We start from the raw sequence: 17,141 nt of genomic DNA, 5'->3' as shown, positions 1-17,141 counted from the left end.
GATATCGAAAATGATTATTTGATAACTGTTAGATAGATCTAGAAGAAAAAAGAAAAGAAAAGTTTGGTTTATTGTTGTCCTGCGGCAATATTACCGTCTTGGAACTGGAACATTAATCCGAGGTTGTTACATCCAGCTATTGTAAAGGTTGCAGATACACATTGTCCGTTCTGCTCGTTTGCTTGACCTTGTTCGATTTCTTGTTCTGCATCATTAGATTTCTTCTTTCCACCAGCGTATGCATAGTTGTCACCAAAGGCAACTACTGAACCGATTAAGGCTGCTGCAATAAACATTGCAAAAATGCCAACTTTGTGGGTTTTTGTTATGTTACTCATTATAATCAAATTCTATAATCTAAATTAATTATATCATAGTTTGGATACTCCTTACTGTTATTTTAATTTGAAATAGTTTTATGGATGTTTTTGAAAGAAACTAATTATAGAACAATGATCAATTTAATGCCGAAGCTGTGATATTTATCTGTTGGATGTATATCTACCATACGGTAACCATAAAAAACGAAAAAAAGAAGTCTACTAAAAATCTTTAAAATTATGCTTCAAGTATTTAGATTTATAAAACAAAAAAAGAAAAGTTTGTTTATTGCTGACCTAATGCTAGGTTGCCTTCGTTGTCTTGGAATAGTAATCCTACGTTATTGCAGTTTATTAAGGAGAAGGTGCCAGTAACACATTGTCCGTTCTGCTCGTTTGCTTGACCTTGTTCGATTTCTTGTTCTGCATCATTAGATTTCTTCTTTCCACCAGCGTATGCATAGTTGTCACCAAAGGCAACTACTGAACCGATTAAGGCTGCTGCAATAAACATTGCAAATATTCCGACCTTATAGTTTTTTGTTATGTTACTCATTGTAATTGATATGTATAATCTAAATTAATTATATCATAGTTTGGATACTTGTTACTGTCTTTCTCTAATAGTAGGATGATATAAAATTTTCTTCTGAAATTTTCTTATTTTTTAATCTTTGCTTCCCCCATAGTTGACGGGAATTTGCATTTCAATCTACGTAATCTTATAATATTAATAACTTCTTGACCAACCGGTAAATAGCTAATCTATAAAATTAAATTGTACTAGTCCGGTATAGGAGGTAATGGGCCCGTAGCTCAGCCAGGTAGAGTACCGGACTTTTAACTAGTTTTAGAAAGAAATCCGGCTGTCTGGGGTTCGAATCCCCACGGGCCCGCTTCATAACTGAATCCTTTTTTAGGCCCAATGTGATGAATATCGTTAGAGATAGAGTTGCAATCACATGAGCACAATATAACGGAACCGATCATGATAGATTCTCCATACTTTAGATTTATTTATGCATTAAGGGCTCCAGAAACAAGAAGGCAATATCCTAAACGTTTGGAGGTTTTCCTTGACTATTTGAAGCTACTAGGGTCGTCTATTGAAGAGAAGGCCAATCAATTTTATGAATTCAAAGATGAACTTAATTATATCATAGACCAGAGTAGAAAAGAACTATTGATATTTTCATCCCTGAGTTCTCTTAATCAACTATTTATTAATAGACATAAACCGATCTGGAAGGCGACAGCATATCAATAGTAGGGGATACTTATCGAATTATCATAGGAGGTGAGCAAACAGGCGGTGCTTATTCTCTTGTAGATATGTTGATTCCGCCAAATGGTGGTCCACCACCTCATTCTCATCCCAAATTCCAAGAGGCATTTTATGTAATAGATGGAGAGATTGAAGTGATTACGAAGGATGGAACGTATACTGCTTCAAAGGGTTCACATGTAAATATTCCTTTTAATGGACCAGTGCATAAATTTATTAACAAAACAAAAAAGGTAACCCACATGTTATGCCTTATTACACCAGCTGGTATGGAAAAAATGTTTAGAGAAATAGGAAAACCAGTTCCAGCAAACACATTCTTACCCCCTATACAAATGACTTTCGAAGAACAAAAACGGGTTCAGAGTATTGCAGAAAGGTATGGTCAGAAATTATATCCTCCAAATTATTTGGATTAAAATATCTATAAGTTTTTTCCGCCTTTCCTTTGATGGTTGACCCAGTAAATTCATATATTGTTTTGTTACGTCTCGAAGACTAAATATTTAATACATTAGAACCTTACTACCACAAGGACTTTGATCCGTACGCGTCCAAACTGTTATTAATGATTGTACAAAATATGGGTCGTTGAATTGAGTTGTTTAATCATCAATTAATCTGCTTCTATAGATATATGATTCTACCTTTTTGACATTATCGTTCTGATTCCATTTTTTGGTCTTAGTGTTACTAGTGGTTGTAATTTTACGTCTGTTATGTTTTTCTCGTCAAGTGTAATCTTCCATCTCTTGATAATATTTGCTAATACAATGATACCTTCACTCCAAGCTAATGGTTCTCCTATACACGATCTCGGTCCGCCTCCGAATGGGAAGTAGCTGAATCGAGGTATTGATGTTTTGAATTTTGATGACCATCTTTCAGGAACAAATTTTTCAGGGTCTGTAAAATATCTGCTATCACGATGTACTAGATATTGACTCATTATTATGACTGCGCCAGAAGGTATTGTATACTTATCATTTAGGGCGTAGTCTTCTATTGCTTGACGGCCTATGGCCCAGGAAGGAGGATAAAGTCTCATCGATTCCATTAAGACTTTTTCTGTGTACTTTAATCTCGGCAAATCTTCAATCGAGATAATTTCTTTGTGTCTGTTGTTGTCACTTTCCTTGTCATCAATTATTAGCGCGATTTCTTCGAGAATTTTGAATTCGACATCGGGATGACGAGATAATAAATAAAATGTCCATGTCAACGCATTGGCTGTAGTCTCGTGACCTGCTAAAAATATAGTCATTACTTCGTCTCGAAGTTGGTTATCAGTCATTTTTGATGTTTCTTTTTTCTTTTTTCCACGATCTAGTAATAACTTTTCATCTTCAACCGTTGTTTCTATATCGGTTGAATCAATAAGAATAGAAAGAATGTTTGATTTACTTTTATGTTTTTTAAGATTATTATGTTCTCTTAATGCAGTACCATTCAAGTCATATTTATCAAATTTTTTATTGTCGTTGTGCGACATATTTTGACGTTCTGCATCTATTCTGGCATAAATGATCTCGTCTAATTGTTTTAATGCTCGCTTATATTCTAAGGTTGATGGTATTGGAAGTTTTTCAATAAATCTTAAAAATGGAAGTCTAAGTTTATTGATAAATTCAATAGTTAGGGTAATATTGTTGCTGATTTGGTCTACTTCGTTCAATGTTAAGGCGTTGTTTCCAAATAACAATTTACTGATTATAGAGAGTGTCAACTTGGTCATCTCTCTGTGAATATTCACCGTTATTCCGTCTTTCCAGTTTGCATTTGTATATTCTATACAGTGTTCTGCTAGAATGTTTCCATACACTTCTATTTTGTCTTTGGTAAATGCTTGCTGGACTAGTCTTCTTTGTTTTAAATGACTTTCCCCCTCATTTGTTATTAGTCCATTACCAATTACTCGTCTTGCTAACTGCAATCCTGGGCTTTTGATAAAATACTGGTTATGTCCTACTAAAATATTTTCAATTAGATATGGGTTATTTATAAGATATACATGTAACCTTGGTCCAAATTTAAAATGAGAAATATCTCCATATTTGACGGTAATCTTTTTTAATATGGGTAAAGGATTTGATATAAAATTTAAAGCAAGACTATATGGAAATATTTCCAATGGTCCTGGGGGATATTTGTAATTCTCCCGATTACCGTTAGATTTGGAGTCAGGTATCATGAATTCTAGATATAACTATATACTTGATTGATAATATTTTTATGGTTTCTTAATCGGCGTTTGCTTAAAATTCTTGTTTGTGTTAGAACCCTGCTACCACAAGGAACTTAATCCCCACGCACTCAAACTAAATGATACTATACATTAATAACGATATTAATTTGACTTAAGATTTGAACTTGTTTTAACATGCTAATACCGAGTTGACTATTTCTTATATAGATTAAATCATATACATCAAATGAATTCAATCAAAGATTAAATATCTAAAAAATGTTTGAATCTTTTAATGTAGATTATACCATGAGGTTTTTAACAAATAATATAACTATACGATTTTGTGGATGAATCAACGATTAATCAATTGATTGCATCTAATTTTCGAAGTCCCGTAATTACTGATGTAATATCGGATCCCCATATGATGTATGAAATAGTTCGTAGAGGTCTCCCATTCACAGAGAAAGGCCATAACACTATATGGGATAGTGCTATTTTTGAATCTGCATACAAATATTTCCAAGATGGTTTTAGAGTAGTAGAGAAGCAAATTGCAAATAACGAAATTATATTAAATCTTATTATTGAGGTCACTCCTGAAAATGTCGATCGCGTAAGCGAATTAAATTTTCCAAACATTCGTCATGTGGACAGTCTAAGGGGAAATATGGGTATCGCTGACCAGAGGGCATATATGGTTTATCTCTTTCATCAAAAGAGCGACTTACCTGATCAAACCTTATTTAGTAATAATCCTGATCTAGTGAAACGACAGGTAGGCCTTTTTAACAAATTATGGGAAATCAGCATTCCGCTTTCTGTCCGAATAAGAGAATTAGATGGAAGCGATCGATCAAAGTATCAGCGAATGATCAACAATATTTATGAATTCAAAGATGAACTTAATTTTATCATAGACCAGAGTAGAAAAGAACTATTGATATTTTCATCCCTGAGTTCTCTTAATCAACTATTTATTAATAGACATAATATTGCTAAAATTAAATCTGCTCAGAAAAGAGGGGTATCAATAAAAATATTGACTGATGAAACCGATGAAATATTTTCAAAACAAATATCAGAACTTAATCAAACAAACGAAGACAATCCCATAAGATATGGTCATGGCAAAAGTCTTTGCTGCTTTAATGAAATGGTTGTATTGGCTGATGGGAAACAAGTTTTGCAGACAAAAAACCAACAAGATGGCAAAATATTTGCATTGTCTTCCAATGAAGAACATATGGTTTTGGTTCAGGATGTACTGTTCGAAAAATACTGGAATGAAATCCAAAGCCTCGAAATTTCTGATAACTAGGCTCAATCAACTAGATAAGCCAGTATTTCTCATCTGACTTGGATTTACTATGATTGAGATTCTATTCCGTCTTGAATTGTACTTCCACACACACAAACTAAATGATATCCAAATGTGGTGACATATAATTTTTTCAATTTGGTTAATCTTTAAGAATGTATTTCGTATCTTTTTCTCCTTGCTCCATCAGATTCTTGGTCGTAATAGCAGAAAGATCAAATGCTTTGTTTGATATATCATTTTTACTCTCCCTTAGTTCTATTCTCACAACTTTGTCTAATTTAACTCGACCGTTTAACAGTGATCCATAACTTCTCTTTTCTCCATCACGGCTCTTACTTTGTGCGTCTCTCTTCAAGAAGTCTTGTAGAATCATGTCAAATTCTTTCTGCTGATCCAAATTCATATGTTTTGGGGCTAAAGACCTAATATTCCCAATTATTTCAATAAGATCTGACACCATTGTTGCAGACTTTTCGTCATACTCAGTTTTGTCAGAAAGATTTATGTCATAAAACTTTGCTTTTAATCCATCGTAGTCAGATGGAATTGCGTTATCTTTATTGACACTATCGCCATCTTCTGAGGAAGGCCATACTCCAATTATATAGATTTCCAAGTTTGGTACCTTACTTCCAGGTTCTCTTTTACCTATTTTGTCATACCAATAGTAACGATGCATATGTATGACTTCTCGTAACGGAGTATTGCTAAGTACACCACCATCCCAGAATTTTCTTCCATCGATTTCCTCATAATTATAGAACAAGGGTATACATGCACTGGCCATAACGTGTGATACTTCTATACCTTGATTGTGCTTTATTGTATGTTCTAAATATTTACCAGATCTTTCGTCAACTCGTCCATACTTTGATTCTGGTAAATAACTATCAAATGTTACCGTTGCTCCGTCACCTACATCTGTGCTTACAATTAACAACCTAGGCTCCCCTATAGTTGTAGATATGGGAAATTTTGCAAATCCTGAGTCACAAATGGTTCTCTTAAGTTCCTCATTACTATAAAGAAACCATTGATTATTAGGTAGTGAAATGCTATAGTCAAAGAATCTGTCATCTTCTTTAAATTCAGGATAAGAAAAGACGTGAGGTGTTCCGTTTTTCAAAAAGAACTTCGCAGAATAATATCTCCTTGCAGCTTCAACTGAAGCAGCGTTTTCATCATTCTTATGATCTGATTCCCACCAACTGATATCAGAGTCAACAGCGTGACTAGTGTCAAAAGAAATATAATTCCAGAATTCCTCAAGTTTTTCAAATGCACCTTTCCAGCCATTATTTTGTTTAAAGTGACTGACCAAGATTGCAGCATTTATGGCACCTATTGAAGTGCCTGCAACAATATCGAACAAAGGTCTATTTGTTTCACCTCTATTCGCATCCATTTTCGGGAGCTCCTCCGCAAGAGCCTTAAAAGCACCTACCTGATATGCACCTAATGCTCCTCCACCCTGTAAAATCAATACTCGCTGTTTATCTGGAATTTCAGAACTAACTGCCATAACTCTCTAAAATGAGACAAGTTATTAATTCTTACTTATAATTGGACTAAAATGACAATAAAAGGTACAATCCGGCAAATTCGCAATATTCTTAGAATGTTTCATTTAAGACGATATAAGGAGTTTTGGAGGATACACTAAATATATTATTACGCCCTTCAGTATTGGTTTCATGTGAGTTGGTTAAACTTTCAAATCAAAGATTTTCTTTGCTTCATAAGGGAAGGGGCAGTATGTTAAATCATGATATTGTATCACAAGGATTCTCTGCTCATCGGATAGGAACCATGATTTTTAAAGAATTACTTCATTATGAGAGTATTGCATTTTCACCGATGATTACCGCATCATTTATCATTATTGTAATAATTGGTTATGATTGTAATTAAAATCCAATATCCTTATATAAGAGATTACCTTAAATATACTTATGAGAAAATTCCTTCAATTTATATGTGCATCCGCAAAAGGACATTTAGTCATTATCGATTTCTCTGGAACAGGATCAGGAAATCCCATCCTGTGCAGAAAATAACATAGCAAATCTAGGGAGAATTGAAGCGAGCCAAATAAAATATTGCTTTTAGTCCTCTACATAGATATTTATCGATCCTATGATCACATGAAAATGCCTGTGATGTTATGAAGGAATAATTTCGACTGTGTAATTATGTTATACCCCAACTAAAACACACTTATTATGACATCAATTTAAATAGATTTTTTTCATTCCATCATACAATGTCAATATATTCAAATTATAAGGAATGATATATCTTCATCTGGCTCTGTTCAGTTAACGATAAGCCTATAGCTTGAAAGCATTCCATTTCTTTTATGCTTACTAGAAACAGAACGCCTTCAAAGTATGTATGTTATGGGTTGCATTTGTACTTTTCAGGTTTATCTTTAAGAAAAGCCTCGGAAAGATTGTCTCAGATGTATAAAAGAAACCATGTCTCCATCTGGAATTGGATTCAAAAGTACAAGCCTCAAAAGCTGAAGTCAACTAGAAGAAGAGTTCTAGAGTATATAATAGATGAGACCATGTTGAAGGTGGGATCAGAGTTTGTCTGGCTCTGGGTTGCAACTGAACCAGACAGAAAACAGGCAAATTCTCGCACTGTCTATCTCTAAAGAAAGAAACATGTTTGTAGCTGAAAGATTCATTTCAGATTTAGTCAAGATTCATGGAATTCATCCAGTTTCGACTGATGATGGAGGAGGTACTTGGTATCCAATGGCCTGTAGATTCTTAAATCTCGATCATCACATTCATTCCTCTCTGGAGAAAAGTCTGATTGAAAGAAAGATGCAATACATAAAGGATAGAACCGAAAGTTTCGATGATTACTTTCCTTGTAGAATAAAGAACTGCAAGTTAAAGCATGTACGGAATTGGCTGCGGCTCTTTGTAGACTATCACAACAATGAAATAAAACATGTTAACTGAACAGAGCCCCAGACTGTGTTGAAACCTATTTCGCATTGATTTATTCCGTCCATGGTTATTTCAAGCATTATTTTGTAATTATTAATAACATCTGTAATTACAGGATGATAATAATTGGACTCTTTTAACTGCTTGAGTGTTTTCTCATCCACTGTATTGTATTAAAATCCCATTTTATTAAAAACTTGCCTTGATGAGGTCAATATTTGACTTTTATGAGATAGAATTGGTGAATCGAACTAATGGATTTATCCATATGCTGGATACGTCGTTGTCTTCAGAATCTATTCAATCATGAACCGTGTCTCCACGCTCCCAAACTAAATGATACTATATATGGATAACGATATTAATTTGACTTGATTTGAACTTTTTTAACATGATAATACCGAGTTGACTATTTCTTTTATGGATTAAATCATATACATCAAATGAATTCAATCAAAGATTAAATGCTTAAAGAATTTTTGAATCCCTTAATGTAGGTTATATCATGAGGTTTTTATCAAATAACATAACTATACGATTTTGTGGATGAATCGACGGTTAACCAATTGATAGCATCAAACTTTCGGACCCCTGTCATGACTGATATAATCTCTGATCCACATTTTATGTATGAACTCGCTTGTAGAGATCTTCCATTCACAGAAAAAGGGCATAATGCGGTATGGATAGTGCCATTTTCGACTCGACTTACAAATACTTTCAATACGGATTTAGAATAGTTGAAAAACAAATTGAGAACAGGGAAATTCGATTAGACCTAATGGTTGAAACCACACCGGAAAATGTCGAAAGAGTATGATCTTTAATCTTTCCAAATTTGCGTAACGTAGATAATCTACGGGGAAATATGGCTATTGCAGGCCAGGTTGGATCCTATAATATACTTTTAACTAATTTTTTAAATCCTAATAATTGATATTAAAGTTATAGTCGAATTGCTTAGGATTATTCAAATAGAACCTTGGCTCCGTAATTTTTTTCTAGCAATTGAATCAAAATAGGATCCTCAATTTCGTTCTTCTTGAGATCCTCGATATTACATGATGCTATTTCTCTAAAGAAATTTTCGAATCCTGCAGGTAGATAAGTCACCAGCAATTTTCCATATGAATTATTCTTCTTTTTAAAAGACCTCGGAATATCTTTTTCTAATTTTAAAACTGTTCCTTCAGTTCCCCTAATGTTTTGCTTACCATAAACAATTTCAAAATCACCGTGAACCACACAAACTATTACAATTTCCTGACTCTGTATATGGAGGGGGATTTCTTTCTCAATATCGCCTTCGGGGAATAGAATTTCTATTATTGAATAATCATTCCCGGTTTTGTCTCCCGATATTATAGTCTTGAATGTAATCCCATCTAAATCAAATTTTGGAAAAAAGTTTTCATGATTTATGTCAATATTATTATTCCTAGTTTGTATTTTGGAATTACTTTCAATCAATATCATTTATTTAGCAATTCAAAGATTTAATCTTAGTGGATTGGGTTTGATTTGGTCTATAACAGTCCAGGTCTTCTGCCTTTCAAATACTCCTAAACTGAGATCCTTAAAAGGACGATAATCATTAATTCTTTGAAAATTTAACATGGCTACAAACATATCAGTTGTATAGATTTGAATTGACGCATTAATGATATAATCAATAAGTGGTTGAATAACCCTATCTCAAAAAGTGTCCCAATAATATAGTTCTAGACTGATTATATAGAACATTGCTGTATGAAAGAATTGGATTCAACCTTGAATCATGTCCCCACGCGCCTAGATTGTTACTAAGAAACAGGTATAATTGTCTTACTTTAAGCACAAATAAGCATACTTAGGTCAAAGAATCTACTATTTGTAAAGTGTAATAGAACCCTATTAGTTTCGGATTCTATAAGTTAATTCTAAAACTGCTAGAATATTAGAGTATTGCAACTAGTTAGCAAATTCCATATATTTTTTCTATCTTAGTAAAAATATGAACAAAACAAAAAATATTCACAACACAAACAAAAACAAATTTATGGTAGCATCAATCGCAATAGTGGTCGCTTTGGCATTAATCACCAGTCCGTTAATGGCTATGGATAATGATGCATTTGCAACCAACAAGAAAAAAAGTGGTAACGTAGCTCAGCAAGCTATAGAGCAGTCACAAGCTTCGGTACAAAATGCCTTGTGTGTATCTGGAAGTGGAACATTCGTATCATGCAATAACCTTAGCTTCCAAAACCAAAAGAATACAGGAAACAACGCATTGGCACAACAACAAGGAAGTGGAAAAGGAAGTGGCAACTCTGCAGAACAAAGCATCAGCCAATCACAATCAAGTGAACAAAACAGTCAGGTAGTATCCGGCGGAGACACAATAGGCTCTGGCAACAACATCAACGTTCAGAACCAAGAAAACTCTGGTAACAACGCATTGGCACAACAACAAGGAAGTGGAAAAGGAAGTGGCAACTCTGCAGAACAAAGCATCAGCCAATCACAATCAAGTGAACAAAACAGTCAGGTAGTATCCGGCGGAGACACAATAGGCTCTGGCAACAATGTGAACGTTCAAAGCCAAACAAACAGCGGTAGCAACGCAGCAGCCCAAAACTAAATCCAAAACCTCTTCTTTCTTACTTTCAGTTTAATCCTGGATTATCTTAATAGCTTTATTATAGAACCCCTTCACCACTCGGCCCTTAATCTCCAAGCGCTTAAACTAAATGATATTGTATGATGATAATAAACTCAAAATCATGTATTTATTTATCAATTCTCTTAAATTCATTTGACCATTCTTTGACTATTTCTTCGACTTGATTATGAAGATCATCCAAAGATAAATCCTCATTATCAATTGATTTATCAGCCAGTGTGATTGCCTTAAGAATCCCAACGCTTATTTCTCTTTCATCTCTACTACTGAATCTAACAAAGTCTTGTGGAGTGTCCGACCTATTTCGTGCTTTTATATTTTCATAGCGTTTATTGGAAGAAGCATGGATTGCCAATAATTTTGCAAATCCGATTTTTTTAAATACCAAAAATTCTTCGTAACTTCTAATTCCATCTACTACTATTTTTTCTGTGTCCTTTAGTTCCATAATTTTTTCAAGCATTAATTTTGCGACAATTCCACTGTCGTTTGTCTCCTTCCTTAGACTTAACATGAGGTCTCCAAGATTTTTATCGTTGAAATCAAGATTTAGTTCTAATGCTTTTTCCTTTATTATATCTCCCATACTTAGCACGTAAAAGTCATTTTTTCTTAGATAATTGGCCACGGTTGATTTTCCCGCTCCAGGCATACCTGTCAAACAAATAATGAATCGCCTTGTTATACCAAATGCCCCTATTTGTAAATGTTATATCAATATTTATGCATTGACAAGATTTCGGAATAGATCGACAATGATATTTCAAATCTTAATAATGATTGACTTGAATTTAACATATTTTTTTCTCTGAATTACTTTTCTTTGTGGTATTCACAGATTATGGATTCTATTCAACCTTGAACATTTCCCCACGTGCCCATACTAAATGATACTTTATATGATAACGGTAACAAATCAAGAGGAGGTTATTATCTTTTTCCAAATATTCATGTCAAATTAGCCATGAATTCTACCCGAATCCATCTTCTTTAATGTAATATAACAACTATACTTTTGATCTCGTATATGCTTATTAGGCATCGTTATGACCTATTCTTGATGACTAATTCCTATTTGCAAGAATGTATTTTTGAGGTGATAAAATTAATCCGATGCAGAAAGCAGGAACCTTAGAATTGGAGGTGGAGGTAGATTAGATGAACGATAATAAAAAGGCAATGAGAAAATTAAAACTACATGTAGACATTTCAGTTGATGGTTGTATCGCAGGACCCAACAATGAAATGGACTGGATAGATTTTACTTGGAATGAAGAATTGATGGAATATGAGAATAGATTACACGAGCCAGTTGATACCATTCTTCTGGGAAGGAAAATGACTAATGAATTTGTTTCCTATTGGTCTAATGTGATGAACAAACCCGATGACCCTTGGAATGCATTTGCTAAAAAAATGATAGAAACACCAAAAATTGTTTTTACTATGACACTCGATAAATCAGAGTGGCCAAATACCAAAATAGCAACAGGTGATCTCAAAGAGGAAATTACAAAGTTAAAGAGACAAGATGGTGGTGATATTATAGTTTATGGTGGTGCCTCTTTTGATTCTGCTTTGATAAAAGAAAACTTGATTGATGAATATTATTTGTTTGTAAATCCTGTTGCAATTGGAAATGGAAAGACCATTTTTAAGGACCTAAAAGAGATCCGTAAATTGTCTCTTGTTGAATCAATCGCGTTTGACTCTGGAACAGTTTTGCTCCATTATGAAGTAGAGAAAAATTGAAAGTAAGGTGTCATTTGTTGGGATTAGATTCAACCTTTAATCATGTCTCCATGGCGGAGCACCGCAGCATTTTTGTACACTGCATTATTCTTTACACTTTGATTCTAAAACTGCTAGAATATTAGAGTATTGCAACTAGTTAGCAAATTCCATATAATTTTTCTTAAACAAGTAACATATGAGGAAATTAACAACTCATAAAAAATACAACAAAAGGAATGTCACAATGAGCTGTCTCTTTTTAATGGCTGCTCTCATAATGGGTTCTGCACTAAGCATTGTCATCACACCATCTGTAGCTATGGGTGAAGAAATTAGGAAATTCGAAAAATATAGCGGTGAGTCAGCTAAAAAAACAGCGCTGGGCCAACAATATAGTTTGAATTTTGCTGTTCCAAATTCAGATGCCAAAGACACACATGTTGATATTGGAGAGACAATCATAATTAATGGAGATCATTGTGGTGTTGAGGATGAAGATAGTGGTCAATCGTATCCCATCGATTGTGATACCGGAGAACCCCTATAATTTTTTTTGAAGTGAGGTTTTTGGATAATAAAGTACGATCTAAATCTTGTAAAAAGTACCCAATGATGTATGCTGCAGTTTCGATAATAACTACATTTACAGTCCTGGTATATTTGATATTACCTACAAACGTTACACTCGCATATGTACCAACAACCCCTGAAGAGTCTGGGTGCAATCCTGAAACTGATACAGATTGTTTTCCCGATGATATCTTTACATCTGGTGATTTAACTAACACACAGCTGTTGACACTTCATGATCGGTTCAAAAGTTCTTTCAATGAAGCAGATAGATCAGAAGTGATTGAAATGGACGAAATAGTAGTAAAAGGATGTGAGAGTGGAACAAAAGGGGAGGTCCCTGGAAAACCAGGCGTTTGTAAAGAGTAATGATGTCTGCGATATGAATAAAAACCAAAGCCAGAAAAATTTGGAAAATTCAAAACTGACTTTCAAATAATTACATAGTTTTTTGTTACTGCGTTTTTGATCGGATCCGTCACGAATTTGACTACCGTTACCACAGGATTTGGATATTAATGCTTTGATATGATCAAAAAATATGCCTGTAACGAATCAGACAAGGGTTGCAATACAATGAAAAGCAAGAAATACAAGGGAGGTAAGACATTAAATGCACTAAAAAATTCATCAATGATGACCTAAAGCTGGCGATCCATTTTTAACAAATAATTTTCTGTTGTTTAGTTATTACTTCAGGAATTATTTCTGTCAGAATGAAAACATAGAATTGACTTTATCTTGTTACTTATACTAAAGGATAAAAATACAATTGTAAAAAAGGGGTAAAAAAATACCGGCTTAGAAAATAATTTATGATAATTTTGCATATATACATATTCCTTCTGCAACAGTATGTAGGCTTTGGCGAAAGCCAATAAAGGTCTTGAAACGCACCAACAGATTTCAGTACCAAGATCCGATGCCTGCATGTGTTAAATTGTGTTCCGGTTGTTATCCTTAGCTTTCAGTTCCCAAACAAGATTAGTTTTAGATTTTAGATTCTAGATCTGTTTAATTTGATCATACCATACATATCAATAAGTTATGTTGGAACCCTATTACCACTAGGAACTTAATCCCCACGTTACAACACTACTACCAATAAATAGCACCAACAAAATATAACGTATCAATATAATTCTTCAGGATTGCATTTTTATCATAGATTCTATAATTTATTAATTCATATCTATAAAAGTCAGATGCATTCTGTACAACAATAAATGATAAACATCAAAATTGTATAATGTTGACAAAGACAATAAAACTCAAAGTCGGTATTCCATTAATAAAAAAGCATAAAGGGGAAATGCAGTCATTGTCAAGATGATGTTACAAACAAGAAATAAAATGAAGAAGAATGTGATCTAAAGATGCTATTCTCATACTCTTTTTGAAGAAATGCTTGATAAGGTATCTCTCAACAACAATCAAATTTTCCTATGGCTAATTGGATATAGACTAGTATTTAATTGAAGTAAAATTAGTCATATCGATTTTAAGCCTTGTGGTCGTACCAAAAATATCTACTTGGATAGAAGGAGGTAAAAGAGTTTTGTTGAATCGCTTTAATACAGATGTTGATGATAATGATAGATCACATCCTAAAGTCTTAAAAATGTTTGACTGGCTAAAAGCAGCAAAGATAATAAAAGAAAATAACATTCAAAACGCAAGCATTGGATTAGGTGTTACTTTAGATAATGCTATACCCATATTACAAAATGGAAAACCGATAAAAATTACCGGTGGTGTATTTTTGTCCAGTGATCATAGTCCTGTCTTGATAAATAATGACAATGGGGAAATAATGAATTGTTTTTTCAGCATAAATGATCAAGACCTGGAATATAGCACCATTTATAGCCCAAGTTCAATTGAAGTAACAAAGGAATCAGGGTGGCCTAAAGCGGCTATTAATATTATTAAAGAGAATTTTTATTACAAGTCTGGCCAAAAAAACAAATTATTACAGGTTTATTTGACAAGCCCACTACTTTGCTTTGCAAATCTTTTAGAATGTGGTGGTTGTATTGGTCTTTGATAATTTACAACAATCCTAGGTCAACCCTAAATATGACAACTGTAGATGTGTATCTATTAGGTTCTGTTCATCCAATTGCTAGATTATTTTGGTATCAAAAGATGTATATTATTGATCAATGTTTTAGAACTCTATTATCACACGGAACTTAATCCCCGCGCACCCAAACTAAATAATACTATCCATGGTATCCCTATTACCCATCGCTGGGATTTGGTCTTTAATGAAATTTAACCAATTTACTTTACCCAATAATTCATTGTCTTATTAACAACGGGAATATTGTATCCTATTTCCTCCACGTATTACTGATCGTTTTCTCCCTGAACCAAATAGCCTTTTTGTTTAAATAAATGCAAATAAATTTCATCGACAAACAACCTATCCTCATAAGCTGCCGTAAAGTATTCAGTTGGTTTTAACAGAATCGGATGTTCTTTCGATGACATGTCCAATACATATCTATCTGGAGCTTGGCGTCGGAAAAGGTATCTCAATTCGAACGGTTGAATGAGTATTGGGTTGTCTTTAGTAAAGATGCCTGTGTGATTTACTTGTGCATTTTTTACAGAATTGCGAACTTCTGAAAGTCTTTCATCAGCATTAATTTTATCGTAAAACTCGTCAGGGGGATAAATGGCATCCTTTAGAATGTTTTATGAACGGCATCTTCTCTGAACGGATTAACGTTTGGCCAAATAAAATATGGAATCGAGAATCCCTCTTTGAGTAATTTCTCGTTATAAGTCAATTTGTCATTCTGTCGCTCTTCTGTAGTCTTCGTCCGATCAACAAAACACAGAAACCTGCCATATCTATCCATTATCTCAAAAGCAAATACCATAAAAAAGAAAAATCGTGCTTTGGATCATTTGAATAATACTTTAATATGTCTCCATTTACAATATTTTGTAATTTCTTTAAAGCAATATCTCAATAAATTTGGTGATTTTGGGCTGTTTCTGGATTTAATTATGTCTTGGGTATTCCAGCAGTCTAGGTCCTAGCGACTTTTTAAAGGATTCTGATCCTGCATATTGAAATGGATCAGTCAAATATTCTTTAAAAGAACTTACGTCTGACCATTCATACCAGTCAGGTAAATTTGTAGGCCTTATAACACTTGGATAATCTATTGAAACTTCGGCCGTATCTACGCCCAAAAATCTGATACCAAAAGTACGATTACCGAGAACATTTATTGTGTCTCCATCATGTATATAGTCGGATATGATCTTCTCATGGTATTCTTTATTGTCCGATCTAATGTGTGGCAATTTTCCATGAAATTGGAATAAACTCTCCGTTTTACTTTGTTACTCAATTAAGTGGATATGGAAGCATAATATCTACTATCTTGATTTTCTTTGTAAATGTATTTTTACTAAAGGAATATTCAAAGGTCTTGGGAAAGACGATGTTAGCCATTTCGTTAATTAGCCCATTGTTTGTCATTGTCCTGACATACTCTCTTCCAATAGACATGTTTCCTGACCCCTTACATTACTATGTCTTTTTTTGCCTAATATTATTGGTCCAGAGCATTTTTTTGCATTACCTTTTTTTATTCTTTCAAAATCCATAAAAAAACACTTAGGCTTGAAAGAATATGTGGAAAAGCCAGTTTTATTAATAGGTTTTGGGATAATTCTTCTACAACTTGGAACATCCACACCTATGGAGCAAGCTGCTTTTCCTCCATATGGGGTATTTTCAAATTCACTATTAGGTATTGCTAGTTTTATACTGATGCTGGGGTTCATTAATCTTGCCTACAAGATTTCATTCAATCATAAATTAAGAAAGGAAATAAAAGCGATATCTTTACATGAATTCAAATTAATTGATAATTTGTCTGACTCCGAATTACAAGAAATTACCTTTAAGAAGATTGCTCCCTTAATCAAAAAATTCTCAAACGAAATCGAGAATGAATATGAGTTTAATCAACCTATGTCTAACGATGAGATGAAACGTTACCTACAAGAGGTAGCAGACGAGGTAAAAAAGTTTAGAAATCAAACATAGATTCTAATCTTGTACCT

Annotated in this window: 22 protein-coding genes and 1 tRNA gene; 13 read left to right on the top strand and 10 right to left on the bottom strand. The window is 33.7% G+C overall.

Going from position 1 to position 17,141, the window contains the following annotated elements:
- Nucleotides 1–68: 68 nt before the first annotated feature.
- Nucleotides 69–338 (bottom strand): hypothetical protein, encoded by a 270-nt coding sequence (locus NFRAN_RS05505; protein ID WP_134483644.1) that lies wholly within the window; start codon nucleotides 336–338, stop codon nucleotides 69–71.
- A gap of 268 nt (nucleotides 339–606) precedes the next feature.
- Complete coding sequence (locus NFRAN_RS05500) at nucleotides 607–876, bottom strand: hypothetical protein (RefSeq protein ID WP_134483643.1); 270 nt, start codon at nucleotides 874–876, stop codon at nucleotides 607–609.
- Between the two features lie 249 nt (nucleotides 877–1,125).
- Here NFRAN_RS05500 and NFRAN_RS05495 point away from each other — a divergent pair.
- The 3 genes from NFRAN_RS05495 to NFRAN_RS05485 all read left to right on the top strand — a co-directional run bounded on the left by NFRAN_RS05495 (nucleotide 1,126) and on the right by NFRAN_RS05485 (nucleotide 2,024).
- A tRNA-Lys gene (locus NFRAN_RS05495) sits at nucleotides 1,126–1,216 on the top strand.
- A 56-nt stretch (nucleotides 1,217–1,272) separates the two neighbouring features.
- Entirely contained in the window at nucleotides 1,273–1,587 is a 315-nt protein-coding gene (locus NFRAN_RS05490; protein WP_134483641.1) for a hypothetical protein, read from the top strand.
- Nucleotides 1,588–1,652: 65 nt separating this feature from the next.
- Entirely contained in the window at nucleotides 1,653–2,024 is a 372-nt protein-coding gene (locus tag NFRAN_RS05485) for a cupin domain-containing protein (RefSeq protein ID WP_134483639.1), read from the top strand.
- Between the two features lie 224 nt (nucleotides 2,025–2,248).
- On the opposite strand, the gene NFRAN_RS05480 is transcribed toward NFRAN_RS05485, so the two are convergent.
- On the bottom strand, nucleotides 2,249–3,796 hold the full coding sequence (locus NFRAN_RS05480; RefSeq protein WP_134483637.1) for a cytochrome P450: 1,548 nt from the start codon (nucleotides 3,794–3,796) through the stop codon (nucleotides 2,249–2,251).
- A gap of 340 nt (nucleotides 3,797–4,136) precedes the next feature.
- Between NFRAN_RS05480 and NFRAN_RS05475 the strand changes: the two genes are divergently transcribed.
- Nucleotides 4,137–5,114 carry a hypothetical protein gene (locus NFRAN_RS05475; protein WP_134483635.1) on the top strand — a complete coding sequence of 326 codons (978 nt, stop codon included), beginning with the start codon at nucleotides 4,137–4,139 and terminating at the stop codon, nucleotides 5,112–5,114.
- Between the two features lie 142 nt (nucleotides 5,115–5,256).
- Here the strand turns inward: NFRAN_RS05475 and NFRAN_RS05470 are convergent, their stop codons facing one another.
- A complete protein-coding gene (locus NFRAN_RS05470) occupies nucleotides 5,257–6,639 on the bottom strand; it encodes a patatin-like phospholipase family protein (protein ID WP_134483633.1) in 1,383 nt (460 codons plus the stop codon).
- 837 nt (nucleotides 6,640–7,476) lie between these two features.
- Here NFRAN_RS05470 and NFRAN_RS05465 point away from each other — a divergent pair.
- The 3 genes from NFRAN_RS05465 (at nucleotide 7,477) to NFRAN_RS13730 (ending at nucleotide 8,900) form a co-directional block, all read left to right on the top strand.
- Nucleotides 7,477–7,776, top strand: a complete 300-nt coding sequence (locus NFRAN_RS05465) for a hypothetical protein (RefSeq protein ID WP_134483632.1) — start codon at nucleotides 7,477–7,479, stop codon at nucleotides 7,774–7,776.
- The gene (locus NFRAN_RS05460; RefSeq protein WP_134483630.1) at nucleotides 7,709–8,092 is read left to right on the top strand and encodes a hypothetical protein; all 384 of its coding nucleotides are present in this window, start codon (nucleotides 7,709–7,711) and stop codon (nucleotides 8,090–8,092) included. The genes NFRAN_RS05465 and NFRAN_RS05460 overlap by 68 nt, the downstream gene beginning before the upstream one ends.
- Before the next feature lie 670 nt (nucleotides 8,093–8,762).
- A complete protein-coding gene (locus NFRAN_RS13730) occupies nucleotides 8,763–8,900 on the top strand; it encodes a hypothetical protein (RefSeq protein WP_172602157.1) in 138 nt (45 codons plus the stop codon).
- Nucleotides 8,901–9,046: 146 nt separating this feature from the next.
- Here the strand turns inward: NFRAN_RS13730 and NFRAN_RS05455 are convergent, their stop codons facing one another.
- Complete coding sequence (locus tag NFRAN_RS05455; RefSeq protein WP_134483628.1) at nucleotides 9,047–9,550, bottom strand: hypothetical protein; 504 nt, start codon at nucleotides 9,548–9,550, stop codon at nucleotides 9,047–9,049.
- Nucleotides 9,551–10,073: 523 nt separating this feature from the next.
- On the opposite strand from NFRAN_RS05455, the gene NFRAN_RS05450 reads away from it, so the two are divergent.
- On the top strand, nucleotides 10,074–10,703 hold the full coding sequence (locus tag NFRAN_RS05450; protein ID WP_134483626.1) for a hypothetical protein: 630 nt from the start codon (nucleotides 10,074–10,076) through the stop codon (nucleotides 10,701–10,703).
- A gap of 148 nt (nucleotides 10,704–10,851) precedes the next feature.
- Here the strand turns inward: NFRAN_RS05450 and NFRAN_RS05445 are convergent, their stop codons facing one another.
- A complete protein-coding gene (locus NFRAN_RS05445; RefSeq protein WP_134483624.1) occupies nucleotides 10,852–11,406 on the bottom strand; it encodes an AAA family ATPase in 555 nt (184 codons plus the stop codon).
- A 497-nt stretch (nucleotides 11,407–11,903) separates the two neighbouring features.
- Between NFRAN_RS05445 and NFRAN_RS05440 the strand changes: the two genes are divergently transcribed.
- The 4 genes from NFRAN_RS05440 to NFRAN_RS05425 all read left to right on the top strand — a co-directional run bounded on the left by NFRAN_RS05440 (nucleotide 11,904) and on the right by NFRAN_RS05425 (nucleotide 15,096).
- Entirely contained in the window at nucleotides 11,904–12,497 is a 594-nt protein-coding gene (locus tag NFRAN_RS05440; protein ID WP_197731134.1) for a dihydrofolate reductase family protein, read from the top strand.
- A gap of 226 nt (nucleotides 12,498–12,723) precedes the next feature.
- Nucleotides 12,724–13,026 (top strand): hypothetical protein, encoded by a 303-nt coding sequence (locus NFRAN_RS05435; protein ID WP_134483622.1) that lies wholly within the window; start codon nucleotides 12,724–12,726, stop codon nucleotides 13,024–13,026.
- A gap of 20 nt (nucleotides 13,027–13,046) precedes the next feature.
- Nucleotides 13,047–13,418 carry a hypothetical protein gene (locus tag NFRAN_RS05430; RefSeq protein ID WP_134483620.1) on the top strand — a complete coding sequence of 124 codons (372 nt, stop codon included), beginning with the start codon at nucleotides 13,047–13,049 and terminating at the stop codon, nucleotides 13,416–13,418.
- 1,192 nt (nucleotides 13,419–14,610) lie between these two features.
- Complete coding sequence (locus NFRAN_RS05425; protein WP_134483618.1) at nucleotides 14,611–15,096, top strand: hypothetical protein; 486 nt, start codon at nucleotides 14,611–14,613, stop codon at nucleotides 15,094–15,096.
- A gap of 305 nt (nucleotides 15,097–15,401) precedes the next feature.
- On the opposite strand, the gene NFRAN_RS13725 is transcribed toward NFRAN_RS05425, so the two are convergent.
- The 4 genes from NFRAN_RS13725 to NFRAN_RS13720 form a co-directional block, all read right to left on the bottom strand.
- Complete coding sequence (locus NFRAN_RS13725; protein WP_172602156.1) at nucleotides 15,402–15,545, bottom strand: hypothetical protein; 144 nt, start codon at nucleotides 15,543–15,545, stop codon at nucleotides 15,402–15,404.
- Between the two features lie 197 nt (nucleotides 15,546–15,742).
- Entirely contained in the window at nucleotides 15,743–15,940 is a 198-nt protein-coding gene (locus NFRAN_RS05420) for a hypothetical protein (protein WP_134483616.1), read from the bottom strand.
- Nucleotides 15,941–16,064: 124 nt separating this feature from the next.
- A complete protein-coding gene (locus NFRAN_RS05415) occupies nucleotides 16,065–16,373 on the bottom strand; it encodes a hypothetical protein (RefSeq protein WP_134483614.1) in 309 nt (102 codons plus the stop codon).
- Between the two features lie 43 nt (nucleotides 16,374–16,416).
- A complete protein-coding gene (locus NFRAN_RS13720; RefSeq protein WP_172602155.1) occupies nucleotides 16,417–16,581 on the bottom strand; it encodes a hypothetical protein in 165 nt (54 codons plus the stop codon).
- 33 nt (nucleotides 16,582–16,614) lie between these two features.
- Here NFRAN_RS13720 and NFRAN_RS05410 point away from each other — a divergent pair, with 33 nt between their 5' ends.
- Complete coding sequence (locus NFRAN_RS05410) at nucleotides 16,615–17,124, top strand: hypothetical protein (RefSeq protein ID WP_134483612.1); 510 nt, start codon at nucleotides 16,615–16,617, stop codon at nucleotides 17,122–17,124.
- Nucleotides 17,125–17,141: the final 17 nt, after the last annotated feature.

It is taken from the genome of Candidatus Nitrosocosmicus franklandus (assembly GCF_900696045.1).
In the GTDB taxonomy this organism is placed as follows: domain Archaea; phylum Thermoproteota; class Nitrososphaeria; order Nitrososphaerales; family Nitrososphaeraceae; genus Nitrosocosmicus; species Nitrosocosmicus franklandus_A.
This window is presented reverse-complemented; position numbering and strand designations above follow the sequence as displayed.